We start from the raw sequence: 12,012 nt of genomic DNA, 5'->3' as shown, positions 1-12,012 counted from the left end.
CCCGAGACATCCCCCGGAGCCGCCCTCGTACTGCCTCAGAAACTAGGCGGACGGGGGCGGGCGCCGCGTCCCGTGGCGGTTGGAGATCGGGCGTGAAAGCCGCGGTACGCCGGCGGTTCCCTGCAACTTCCGCGGTACGGCGACGGTTTGACGCGGCCGCCGCGACACCGTCGATACGCTGCGCCGATGCGGCCCCTGCGGACAACCCGGCTCCGGCGTCCCCTGACGGTGGACACCGGTATCGCGCTCGCCTACCTGGCGTGCGCGCTGCTCCTCGGGCAGCAGGACACCCGCGAGGGCTATCCGCGGCTGGACACGTCCGGTTACGCGCTGACCTGCGTCATCAACCTCGCGCTCATCGCCCGGCGGCGCGCACCGGTCGCGGTGGCCGTCGGCGTCTACGGCGTCTGGACGGTGTACACCGCCCTCGGCTACTGGCCCGCCGTCAACAGCCTCGCCTCGCTGATGGCCCTCTACACCGTCGCCGCCGCCCGCCCGCTGCGGATCGCCGTGGCCGCGGCGGTGGGGCTCGGCGCGGTCTGGGTGTACGCGGGGATCGTCGCCCCGGACGGCTCGGTGCCGGCCGCCGTGGCCATGGCCGTCGTCTTCCCCGCGATCCTGGTCCGCTTCGGGCAGGCCGCGCGCCAGTCGGAGCGGCGCGGCGAGCGGCTCGCCGAACTCACCCGGCAGCTGCGGGCCGAGCGGGACGAGAAGGCGCGCCGCGCGGTCGCCGAGGAGCAGGCCCGGATCGCGCGCGAGCTGCACGACGTGATCGCCCACCACATGTCCGTGATCTCCGTGCAGTCGGGCCTCGCCCGCTATGTGTTCCACAGCGATCCGGCCACCGCCCAGCGGGCGCTCGGCACCATCGCCGACACCTCCAGCGAGGCGCTGGAAGAGATGCGGCGGATGCTCACCCTGCTGCGGGACTCGGCCGCGGACCCCGAGTCGTACGCCCCGATGCCCGGGCTCGGCGGGCTGGCGGAGATGGCCGAGCGGGTGCGCGCCGGCGGCGTGCCCGTCGAACTGGTCGTGGAGGGGGAGGTACGCCCGCTGGCGCCGGGTGTGGAGCTGTGCGCGTACCGCGTGGCGCAGGAGGCGCTGACGAACGTGCTCAAGCACGCGCGGCCCGCGCACGCCGAGGTGCGCCTCACGTACCGGCCGCACAGCCTCCGGGTGACCGTCACCGACGACGGAAAGCGCGTGGATCCGGCCAGAGTTGCGGAGGGGGCGGGGCACGGCTTGATCGGCATGCGCGAACGCGCCAAGCTCTACGGCGGTGCCGTGTTGACCGGCCCACGCCCCGAAGGGGGCTTCGAGGTCCGGCTCACGCTGCCGACCTCCGCTGCGGCGGGGCGGGAGGATGCCGGCGACTGAGGGGACAGCCGCTGCCGATGGCGACCAGGGTGCTCGTGGTCGACGACCAGTTCCTGGTGCGCGCCGGCATCGTCGGGCTGCTGCGGGCGGCCGACGGCATCGAGGTCGTGGGCGAGGCGGCGGACGGCGCGGAGGCGGTCGCGGAGGCGGCCCGCTGCCGGCCGGACGTCATCCTCATGGACATCCGCATGCCGGGGATGAACGGCATCGAGGCGATGGAGCGGATCCTCGCGGACGGCGGGGATCCCTCCCCGGGACCCCGGGTGTTGGTGCTGACCACCTTCGACCTCGACGAGTACGTGTACCGGGCGCTGCGCGCCGGCGCGTCGGGCTTCCTGCTGAAGGACACCGGCCCGGAGCGGCTGCTGGCCGCCGTCGCGGCCGTCGCCGGCGGGGACACGCTCTTCGCGCCGAGCGTGACGCGGCGGCTGGTGGAGGCGTTCACACGGGCGGCCGTGCCCGAGGTGGCGTCCGCACCCGCGGAGCTGGAGCAGCTCACGGCGCGTGAGACGGAGGTACTGCGGCTGACCGCGCGGGGGATGTCGAACGTGGAGATCGCGGAGCGGCTGTTCATCTCCGAGGCGACGGTGAAGACGCATCTGAACCGGACGATGGCGAAGCTCGGTCTGGGCAGCCGGGCGCAGGCGGTCGTGCTCGCGTACGAGACGGGGCTGGTGGCCCCGGGAGGATGACCGGCCGCCCGCGGCGGCAGGTGCTGTCCGGCCCCTTCGTCGGTGCCGCGGGAACTGTCATCCTGGGACCGGCCGTCTCTACGGACACGAACGACACCGGGAGTTGGGGAGGAAGATGACTCGCTGGCAGGAGCTGCCGGACGAACTCGATCCGCAGGTGCGGGAGTTCACCGAACAGCTGCGGCGGGTCGTGGAGCGCAGCCGGCTGCCCGTGGACACCGTCGCCGACCGGACCGGGTACGGCAGGTCCTCCTGGGAGAGGTACCTGGGCGGCCGGCTGCTCCCGCCGCAGGGCGCCGTCGAGGCACTGGCCGAGGTCACGGGCGCGGAGCCCGGGCATCTCGTGGCGATGTGGGAGCTGGCGGAGCGGGCGTGGAGCCGCGCGGAGCGGCGTCCCGACCCGGCGCCGCCCGCCGCCGAGGCCCGCGCGTCGCTCGGCGAGTTCGGCCCGCCGCCGGACCTGTCGCCGCACCGGCGGCGGTTCCCGCTGTTCGGGCGCGGCGGGGCGGACGCTCCCGGGGCTTCGGACGGGGTGGCGGAGGACGGGGCGGGGCCCGACGCACCTGCCTCGGACGCGGTACGGGATGACGCGCCGCCGGAGGTCGTACCGCCGTCGGACGCGGAGCCGGCCGACGCGGCCGCGGACGGTGGGGCGCCGGTCTACGCGGGGCCGGAGGACGTGGAGCCTGCGGGCGTGGAGCCGGAGGACGTGGAGCCCGAGGACGTGGAGCCCGAGGACGTGGAGCCCGAGGACGTGGAGCCTGCGGGCATGGAGCCCGAGGACGTGGAGCCGGCAGACGCGGAGCCCGAGGACTCGGTGCCCGTGCCGGTTCCGGCTGTCGTGACGGTGGCCGACGTCGTGACCCAGGACCCGGGGCCGGTTCCGGACGCGGAGCGGTCCGCGTCCCCCTGGGAGGCCGAGCCGGCGCCGGGCGTGTCCGCCGCGCCGGAACCGGCCGGTGGGCGGGCGAACCTGGCCAAGCCGCTGCGGGCCGCCGTACCGCCGAGTGTGACCGAGCCGGACCGGGCGGTGGTCCCGCCCGACGCCACCGAGCCCGACCGGGCCGCCGGACCGGACGGACCGACCGCGGCGCCCGCGCCTCCCGTCGTACCCGCGCAGCCCGGCCCGCCGGAGGGGCCCGGCGCGCCCGAAGCACCCGCCTCGACGGGCGACGGCGAGGGCGAGAACGGGAACGGGGCCAAAGGCCGCCGGCCCAGACTGCGGCGCGCCGTCGGCTTCACCGCCGTGCTCGCCGCCGTACTCGCGCTCGGCGCCGGCATCGTCTACGGCGTCGGGCTCGTCGGCGGGGACGGCGACGAGGGCAGCCGTGACGAGGCGACTCCCTCGCCCTCGGTCAGCCCCAGCCGGACCCTCCCCGCGGGCATCACCTGCCAGGGCAGCGGCTGCACCGGGAAGGACCCCGAGAACAGCGGCTGCGGCGGCGAGAACGCCGAAACCACCGACGACCTCTTCCTCGGCGGCGCCTACGTCGAGGTCCGCTTCAGCAAGCTCTGCGGCGCCGTCTGGGGCCGCGTCACCGACGCGGCGACGGGATCCGTGGTGCGGCTGGAGGCGGGCGCGGGCCGGGTGCGGCAGATCACCGTGGACAGGTCGGGGGAGGGGTACACGCCGATGGAGGCGGTCGAAAGCCCCGCCGGCATCCGGACCTGCGTCGAGCTCGCGGACGGGCGGAAGGGCTGCACGGGGGACGCGGGGTGAGCCGGGTGACGGGTCACACACGGGCTGTGCCGCTTGATCAAGAAGCGTTCGGATAGATTGTGCGGGGCCCCGTCATCGGCCCGCGGGCGGAGCCCGTCAGCGGATGAAGCGGGACCGTCGGACCAGAGCCTGCCTGGAGATGAACGTCATGACCCGCACTCCCGTGAACGTCACCGTCACCGGCGCCGCCGGACAGATCGGCTACGCGCTGCTGTTCCGTATCGCCTCGGGCCACCTGCTCGGCCCGGACGTTCCGGTCAAGCTCCGCCTGCTGGAGATCACCCCGGCGCTGGGCGCCGCCGAGGGCACCGCGATGGAGCTGGACGACTGCGCCTTCCCGCTGTTGCAGGGCATCGACATCACCGACGACCCGAACGTCGCCTTCGACGGCGCGAACGTGGCCCTCCTCGTCGGCGCCCGCCCGCGCACCAAGGGCATGGAGCGCGGTGACCTGCTCCAGGCCAACGGCGGCATCTTCAAGCCGCAGGGCCAGGCCATCAACGCCCACGCCGCGGACGACATCAAGGTCCTCGTGGTCGGCAACCCGGCCAACACCAACGCCCTGATCGCCCAGGCCGCCGCCCCGGACGTGCCGGCCGAGCGCTTCACCGCGATGACCCGCCTGGACCACAACCGCGCCCTGTCGCAGCTGTCGAAGAAGACCGGCGCCCCGGTCACCGACATCAAGAAGCTGACGATCTGGGGCAACCACTCGGCCACCCAGTACCCGGACATCTTCCACGCGGAGATCGCCGGCAAGAGCGCCGCCGAGGTCGTGAACGACGAGAAGTGGCTGGCCGAGGACTTCATCCCGACCGTCGCCAAGCGCGGTGCCGCGATCATCGAGGCCCGTGGCGCCTCGTCGGCCGCCTCCGCCGCGAACGCCGCGCTCGACCACGTGTACTCCTGGGTCAACGGCACCGCGGCCGGCGACTGGGTGTCCATGGGCATCCCGTCCGACGGCTCGTACGGTGTGCCCGAGGGCCTGATCTCGTCCTTCCCGGTCACCACGAAGGACGGCGCGTACGAGATCGTCCAGGGTCTGGAGATCAACGAGTTCTCCCGCGCCCGGATCGACGCCTCCGTCAAGGAGCTCGAGGAGGAGCGCGAGGCGGTCCGCGCCCTCGGCCTCATCTGATCCCGGCTCCGGTCCGGAACAGACGCCCCCTCGTTTACGTACAAACGGCCCGCCTCTCACTCGATCGAGTGGGAGGCGGGCCGTTTGCGTTGACAGCTTCGCTACGCTGACACACCCGTAACTTGACGTTGCGACAGTTCAGTTGAGCGATCGGGGGACACCTTGACCCAGTCTGCCGAGCCGAAGCCCGGCCCCACGGAGGCCACGCCGGCCGTACCGGCCGCACCGGCCACGCCGCCACCACCCGCCCCGGCCCTCACCCAGCCGGGGGTACCCGCCCAGGCCGGTGGTGCCGGCCCGGGCCGCCCGCAGTCGTTCAGCGAGGCCACCCGGCTGCTCTGTGCGGGGGTGTACCTGCACGCCGGGTACCGGCGGCGGGTGATCGAGGAGCTCGTGGAGCAGCGGCAGCGCACCGTCGCGCCCTCGCTGGGCGTGGACGCCGTGCCCGTGCTGGCCCACGCCCTGCGGGTGCGGCGGCGCGAGGTGTACACCGGGCTGTGGCTGGCCGTGGTGTGGCTGGTGTTCTTCATCGTGGAGTTCCAGAACAGCGAACTGCCGTACGCGGCACCCGCGTACGCCGGCATCTGCGCGATGCTCTGGCTGTCCCGGGTGATCAGCGGGCGCAGCGCCGCCGTGTACACCATCGACGGCCGGGGGCCCGGCCGCGCCGCGCGCTGGCGGGACTGGGCGGCCTTCGTGATCCGCTGGTACGCCCGGCTCCTGATGCTGGTGTTCTGGCTGGCCGCGCTGTACCTCGCACCGCGCGGCGGCTACACCATGGTCTTCTTCCCGCTGCTGCTCGTCCTGCCGGTCTGGGCGCACCGCGTCTGGGTCGACCGGGTGCTGCGGGACGAGCTGTCCAGGCCGGGGTTCCGCAACCGCCCGCGCCTCGAACTGCCCGCCGAGCAGGGCCGCCTGTCCTCCTCGATCGACCAGGAGCAGTACGCGCGGCTCACGGTGTACGACCCGTACGAGCCGTTCGTCGGCTACGGACGCCCGTACGAGCCCTGGTCCTTCGCGGTCGAGCTCAAGCAGCGGAAGACCCTGGGCGGCGCCGAGACGCCCGTGCTCACCAGCCGCCAGGTCATCGACCTGGTGCTGCCGAAGCTCGGCGCCCTGCGCCAGTCCGCCGCCGCGACGAGCCGGGACCGGCTGCGGCAGCTGGAGGTCGACCATCTGGCGTACCTCCCGACCAGCCCCAAGCGCGGTACGGCCGGATACGACGAGCCCAACACCGACCGGCACATCTCCGAGGCGGTCGACGAGGGCGCCGAGGCGCGTCGCTACTTCCTGCGGGTACGGGTCGGCGCCTGGGACGAACTGGTCGTCGTCAGCGTGCTGGTCCGGGTGCACACCCAGGGCGGGATGCTGGTGCTCGAGGTCGTGCCGCACGTGCTCTACCCGATCCGGGCGGACTTCCGCGAGGTCGACCGGCTGGCCGCGCGCGGCGCGTCCGTCGGGCTGCGCAGCTTCGTACGGGCGCTGACCTCCAGCCCCACGGCGGTGTTCGCCTCCGCCGTGTCGATCGCCCGGACCGTCGCCTCGGCCCTCCGCTCCTGGCTGCACGACCCGGAGGTCCTGCCGGGGGAGGGACCGGTCGCCTCCGTGCGGGAACTGGGCAGCGCCGACGAGGTGTCCCTGTTCCAGGAGATGGACATCAGCAGATACGTCAAGACCGTCCAGGACCGGATCACCAGCGGTGTCACGGACGCCCTGGAGGCCAGCGGGTTCGAGACCGACAGGTTCACCCAGCAGGTCGTCAACATCAGCGAGGGCGGCATGTTCATCGGGTCGATGAGCGGCGGCGCCGTCGCCCAGGGCAGCGGGGCGCGGGCGGCGTCCGGTGACGGAGGGGAGAAGTGATGAGTGACGCGACCGCGGAGCAGGAGCCGCCGCGCGAGAGCGGCGGTCTGGTCATCGGCTCGATGAGCGGCGGGGCGGTGGCCCAGGGCAGCGACGCCGAGGCGCGTGACGAGAGCCGCCGGGAGGCGCGGCCCGCCGGGACGGCGGGCGAGGTGCCGGCACCGCCCGCCGTGCCGCCGCCCGCCGTGCCGCCGCCCGGCGCGGGCGGCCTGGTCATCGGGTCGATGAGCGGCGGCGCCGTCGCGCAGGGCGACCGGGCGCGGGCCGTCGACGCGTCGGTCGCCGTCGCCGGACCCGACGCGGAGCGGCTGCTGGCCGCCGTACGGGAGCTGCGCCGGGACCTGCTCGGGGAGCCGGACACGGGCGAGGCGGACGAACTGGAGCGCGAACTGGCCGGTGTGGCCGACGAGGTGCGGCAGACTGGGCGCGCCGACCGGTCGCGGCTCGCCCGTCTGCGGGAGCGGCTGGAGGTGTCGTCCATGGCCGCGGCCATCGGCGCCTCCGCAGCGGCGGTGTCGCAGGCGATCGCCCAACTGCTGGGCTGAGGGGGACTGATGAGCGGCAGAACCGAGGGAGCCGTATGACCGCCCGCTGGGATCCGGACGCCCAGGCGTGGGTGGAGGAACCGGACGCGGGCGGCGCGCCGCCGCCCCCGGTTCCTGCCGCGCCGCCGCCCGTCGTGCCCGGTCCGCGGGACGGCGGGGCGTGGCCCGCGGCGCCGGGGTCGGAGACGGACGGCCGGGGAGCGGCTCCCGCGGACGTGCCCACGGCGCGGATCGGGCCCGTCGTACCCGCGACGCCCCCGCCGTCCGGCGAGACGCCCCCGCCGTCCGGCGACGGCGGGTCGGGGGCGGCGACGGAGCCGCTGGACGAGCTGCCGACCGTGATCGGCGGACCGCCGGAGGGGGCGGGGGTCCTTCCGCCGCCCGTTCAGCCGTCCGCGGTCCCCGGGTATCCGGCGGGTCCCGAGTCGTCCGCATCGCCCGGGTATCCCGTCGCTCCCGAATCACCCGCATACCCCGTCGCCCCCGGTCCGCACGAGCCCGGTGGTCCCGCGCCCCGCGGGACCGCCACGGTGGTGGCGATCGTCCTGGCCACCGTCATCGTCGTGGCCGGGGGCGCGGTCGGATACCTGCTGCTGAAGGATGACGACGGCGGCGGCAAGGGGGCGCGGCCGTCGCCGTCGGTGTCCGCGTCGGCGGGGGAGGGCACGCCCTCCCCGACGGACCCGGAGACGTCCACGGACAGCCCGTCGCCGTCCGACTCGGGCGAGGGGCGGGTGCCGCCGGAGGGCTATCTCTTCATGACGGAGCCGGACTTCCTGACCGTCGCCCCCGAGGGCTGGCAGCGGGACGTCAGGGACACGATCACCTGGTACCGCTCGCCCGACGACCCCGAGCGCACGCTGGTGCAGGTGTGGAAGGCGTCCGAGCAGGTCGACAGCCCCATGGACCTGGTGGACCTGGCCGAGAACGGGGAGCGGGGGCTGGCGTCGCGCCCCGAGTACGTCCAGCACGCGCGCGGTGAGGTCGCGGGGGAGGACGCCGCGGAGCTCGACTACTCGTGGGTGGGCGAGAACGGCGGCGTACGCGGGCTGTACCGGGCGATGCGGATGCCCGACGGCGAGCTGTGGGTGGTCGTCGTGTCGGGGGCGCCCGAGGCGTGGCCGCGGCAGCAGGAGACGCAGCAGGCGGTGCTCGACTACTTCTGCCTCACCGGGCAGTGCGACTACGAACCGGTCTACGACTGAGCCGCCGCGAAGCGGAACCCTCCTCCCCACCGCCGCGTCCCTACCCCCGGGAGGGGGGTGGCATGGACGCCACGTACCGCAGACGCGAGCCCGGAAGGGTGCTGCTCGGCGTGCTCGGAGTGCTGGCCGTCGGGGTGGTCGCCGCGCTTGTGTGGCTGCTCCTCGCGGAGCCGGGCGGGGGGAGCGAGGGGCCGGTCGCGGCCTCGTCGGGCCCGACGACCGCGCCGGCGAGCGAGCAGGCCGCCGCCGGCACCGCGCCGCCGCCCACCGGGTTCCAGTGGGCCACCGACGAGGCCGGCGTGCTGCTGCCCGTGCCGCGGTCGTGGCTGGCCCGGTCGCCCGCTCCGGGGGAAGCCAGCCAGGTCTACTACGACTCGCCCGACCGGCGCAGCCTGCTGCAGCTGAGCACCGTCGCCGATCCGGGGAGTTCGCCGTACGACTCGATGGTCACCGTGCGCGGCACGGTGGCGAAGCGGGACGGGTTCCGGCTGATCCGGCTCGAGCGGGTGGCGGGCGAAGGGCAGCCCGTGGAGCTGGAGTTCGAGTACACGCACCCCGAGTTCGGCACCCGGCACGTGCTGGACCGGGCGTTCGTGGGGAGCGACGGGCGGCAGTACGCGCTGCTGGTCGCGGGGCCCGCCGAGGACCCGGACCGGCAGCGCGCGCTGCAGCGGACGGTCTTGCGCTACTTCTGCGTCGGGGAGTCCTGCCCCGCGGGGTGAGCGTCGTCGGGCGTGATGCCCAGCTCGTGCACGATGCCCGACAGGGCGTGCATCGTACGGAGTTGCAGGCCCGGGCCGAACGTGATCCGGGTGGCGCCCAGTTTCCCCAGCTCGCGGGGCGGGGGGAAGGACGGGTGCGCGACGGCGTTCAGGGGGAGGCCGAGGCGGTCCGCCAGGGGCCCGAGGTGCGCCGGCTTCGCCATGATCGGGTAGACGCAGTCCGCGCCGGCCGCCGCGTACGCCCGGCCGCGCTCCACGGCCTCCTCGACCGTGCCGCCGCCGCGCAGGTAGGTGTCGACGCGGGCGTTCACGAAGAGGCGGTCGCCCGCCGCCGCCCGTACCGCGGCGAGGAAGTCGGCCTGTTCGGCGGGGGACTTCAGGCGCTTCGTGCCGTGCTCCGTGTCCTCCAGGTTGCAGCCGACGGCCCCGGCCTCCAGCAGCCGCTCCACCAGCTCCGCGGGCGGCAGTCCGTAGCCGTCCTCGACGTCCGCCGAGACCGGGACCGGCACCGAGCGCGCGATCCGGGCGACGGCCGCGAACATCTCCTCGTACGGGACCTCGCCGTCCTCGTACCCGAGTGAGGCCGCGACGCCCGCGCTCGGCGTCGCCAGGGCCGCGAAGCCCGCGTCGGCGAGGACGCGGGCGCTCGCGGCGTCCCAGGGGCCCGGCAGGATGAGCGGGTCCCCGGGGAGGCGGCCGTGGTGGAGGGCGCGGAAGGTGTCCACGCCCGCCATCAGTACTGCCCGGGCTTGTAGTGGCCGCCCGGGGTGCGGGTGGAGACGTTCAGGCGGTTCCACATGTTGATCGCGGTGATCGAGGCGATCAGCGCGGCCAGCTCCTGCTCGTCGAAGTGCTCCGCGGCCCGGTTGTAGACCTCGTCCGGGACGAAGCCGTCGGTCACCACGGTGATCGCCTCGGTGAGGGCGAGCGCGGCGCGCTCCCGGTCGGTGAAGTGCTCCTCGGCCTCGTCGAAGGCCGGGACGAGCGAGATCCGTACGGGGTCCTCGCCGTGGTGCAGGGCGTCCTTGGTGTGCATGTCGAGGCAGAACGCGCAGCGGTTGATCTGGGAGGCGCGCAGCTCCACCAGGTGCTTCAGCTTCTCGTCGAGGCCCTGGCCGGCCGCCTGGCTGAACGCCAGAGCCGCCTTGTAGACCTGCGGGGCCGCCTTGTAGATGTTCATTCGCTGAGTCATGGCTCTACCGTACGGGCGGTCAGGCCCAGGAGTATGGTCCACTTCCATGATGGATAAGCGGGCCACTTCGGCGGACGAGCCGGGCGCGTCGGACTGGGCCACCTCCCTCGACCTGCATGTCGACCTGCACCACGGCACGCGTTCGATCAGCGCCTCGCTGACCCGCGCCCTGCGCGACGCGGTGCGCGGCGGGCGGCTCGCGCCCGGCACCCGGCTGCCGTCGTCGCGGGCCCTGGCGGCGGATCTGGGGATCGCCCGCAACACCGTCGCCGACGTCTACGGCGAGCTCGTCGCCGAGGGCTGGCTCACCGCGCGGCAGGGCTCCGGCACCCGGGTCGCCCGGCGGGCGGAGCCGCGCCGCAGCGTGCGCAAGGCGCGGGCGGTGCCCGAGCTGCGGCATCCGCTCGCGACGCCGCTGACGTACAACATGCTCCCCGGGCAGCCCACCCTCTCCGCCTTCCCGCGTACGGCGTGGGCCACCGCGATGCGCCGGGCGCTGGCCGCCGCGCCGTCGGAGGCGTTCGGCTACCAGGGCCCGGCCGGGCGGATCGAGCTGCGGCGCGAGCTGGCCGGGTATCTGGCACGGGCGCGCGGGGTCCAGGTGGCGCCGGAGCGGGTGGTGGTGTGCTCCGGGTTCGTGCACGGGCTGGGGCTGATGGCACGGGTGCTGAAGGCGCAGGGCGCGCGCCGGGTGGGGGTCGAGTCGTACGGCATCGCCGAGCACCGGGCGGTGCTGGAGCGGGCGGGGCTGCGGCCGGTGGCGATCCCTGTGGACGCGGACGGGATGCGTACGGAGGGGCTCGCGGACAGCGGTGTGCAGGCTGTTCTGCTCACGCCGGCACACCAGTTCGCGCTCGGGGGCGCGCTGCCGGCGGAGCGCCGGGCGGAGCTCGTGGACTGGGCGCGGCGGACCGGTGGGCTGGTGCTGGAGGACGACTACGACGGGGAGTTCCGCTACGACCGCCAGCCCATCGGCGCGCTGCAGGGACTCGATCCGGACCGGGTGGTGTACCTCGGTACGGCGAGCAAGTCCCTGGCGCCCGCGCTGCGGCTGGGCTGGATGGTGGTGCCGGAGCGCCTCGCCGGCGAGGTGCTGCGGGCCAAGGGCATGGAGTGGTCCGCCAGTTCCCTGGACCAGCTGGCGCTCGCCGAGCTGATCTCCTCGGGCGGCTACGACCGCCACATCCGCGCGATGCGCCAGCGCTACCGGCGCCGCCGCGACCAGCTGGTCGCGATGGTCGAGGAGCGCGCGCCGCACGTACGGGTGACGGGGCTGGCGGCCGGTCTGCAGGCGCTGCTCCTGGTGCCGCCCGGCACGGACGCGGCGGTGGTGGAACGCGCGCGCAGGGACGGCCTGGCGCTGATGCCCCTCTCCTCGGTGGCCTTCGCCCCGCCCCCGTCCCCCCTGCACGCGGTGATCGCCAACTACGCGGCCCCGCCGGACCACTTGTACCCGGGCGCACTGGCAGCACTGGCACGCGCGCTCACCACCTCCGGCGAGGCCCAGCCCTGACAACCCCCTGGGGGCTCCGCCCCCAGACCCCCGTGGGGGAGGGTG

The 12,012-nt window shown here is 74.7% G+C and carries 11 protein-coding genes; 9 read left to right on the top strand and 2 right to left on the bottom strand.

The window, feature by feature from the left end; all coding sequences use genetic code 11:
• Window positions 1-186: 186 nt before the first annotated feature.
• The 8 genes from AB0M28_RS30630 (at window position 187) to AB0M28_RS30595 (ending at window position 9,262) form a co-directional block, all read left to right on the top strand.
• Entirely contained in the window at window positions 187-1,377 is a 1,191-nt protein-coding gene (locus tag AB0M28_RS30630) for a sensor histidine kinase (RefSeq protein ID WP_365412221.1), read from the top strand.
• Between the two features lie 17 nt (window positions 1,378-1,394).
• Entirely contained in the window at window positions 1,395-2,069 is a 675-nt protein-coding gene (locus AB0M28_RS30625; protein ID WP_365412218.1) for a response regulator transcription factor, read from the top strand.
• Between the two features lie 115 nt (window positions 2,070-2,184).
• Window positions 2,185-3,789 (top strand): DUF2690 domain-containing protein, encoded by a 1,605-nt coding sequence (locus tag AB0M28_RS30620; RefSeq protein WP_365412216.1) that lies wholly within the window; start codon window positions 2,185-2,187, stop codon window positions 3,787-3,789.
• A gap of 148 nt (window positions 3,790-3,937) precedes the next feature.
• A complete protein-coding gene (locus AB0M28_RS30615) occupies window positions 3,938-4,927 on the top strand; it encodes a malate dehydrogenase (RefSeq protein WP_365412213.1) in 990 nt (329 codons plus the stop codon).
• Between the two features lie 162 nt (window positions 4,928-5,089).
• Window positions 5,090-6,790 carry a hypothetical protein gene (locus AB0M28_RS30610; RefSeq protein ID WP_365412210.1) on the top strand — a complete coding sequence of 567 codons (1,701 nt, stop codon included), beginning with the start codon at window positions 5,090-5,092 and terminating at the stop codon, window positions 6,788-6,790.
• Complete coding sequence (locus AB0M28_RS30605; RefSeq protein WP_365412207.1) at window positions 6,790-7,335, top strand: hypothetical protein; 546 nt, start codon at window positions 6,790-6,792, stop codon at window positions 7,333-7,335. Before AB0M28_RS30610 ends, AB0M28_RS30605 begins: the two co-directional genes overlap by 1 nt.
• A gap of 35 nt (window positions 7,336-7,370) precedes the next feature.
• Window positions 7,371-8,540 (top strand): hypothetical protein, encoded by a 1,170-nt coding sequence (locus tag AB0M28_RS30600; protein ID WP_365412204.1) that lies wholly within the window; start codon window positions 7,371-7,373, stop codon window positions 8,538-8,540.
• Window positions 8,541-8,602: 62 nt separating this feature from the next.
• Window positions 8,603-9,262 carry a hypothetical protein gene (locus tag AB0M28_RS30595; RefSeq protein ID WP_365412201.1) on the top strand — a complete coding sequence of 220 codons (660 nt, stop codon included), beginning with the start codon at window positions 8,603-8,605 and terminating at the stop codon, window positions 9,260-9,262.
• Here the strand turns inward: AB0M28_RS30595 and AB0M28_RS30590 are convergent.
• A complete protein-coding gene (locus AB0M28_RS30590) occupies window positions 9,226-9,996 on the bottom strand; it encodes an isocitrate lyase/phosphoenolpyruvate mutase family protein (protein ID WP_365412198.1) in 771 nt (256 codons plus the stop codon). The genes AB0M28_RS30595 and AB0M28_RS30590 overlap by 37 nt on opposite strands.
• Window positions 9,996-10,454, bottom strand: a complete 459-nt coding sequence (locus AB0M28_RS30585) for a carboxymuconolactone decarboxylase family protein (protein WP_365412195.1) — start codon at window positions 10,452-10,454, stop codon at window positions 9,996-9,998. Before AB0M28_RS30585 ends, AB0M28_RS30590 begins: the two co-directional genes overlap by 1 nt.
• A gap of 46 nt (window positions 10,455-10,500) precedes the next feature.
• On the opposite strand from AB0M28_RS30585, the gene AB0M28_RS30580 reads away from it, so the two are divergent.
• Window positions 10,501-11,967, top strand: a complete 1,467-nt coding sequence (locus AB0M28_RS30580; RefSeq protein ID WP_365412192.1) for a PLP-dependent aminotransferase family protein — start codon at window positions 10,501-10,503, stop codon at window positions 11,965-11,967.
• The last annotated feature ends 45 nt before the right edge of the window (window positions 11,968-12,012 follow it).

This window comes from Streptomyces sp. NPDC051940, from assembly GCF_040680895.1.
In the GTDB taxonomy this organism is placed as follows: Bacteria; Actinomycetota; Actinomycetes; order Streptomycetales; family Streptomycetaceae; genus Streptomyces.
The sequence above is the reverse complement of the archived record's forward strand: the minus strand, read 5'-3'. Positions and strand labels throughout refer to the sequence as shown.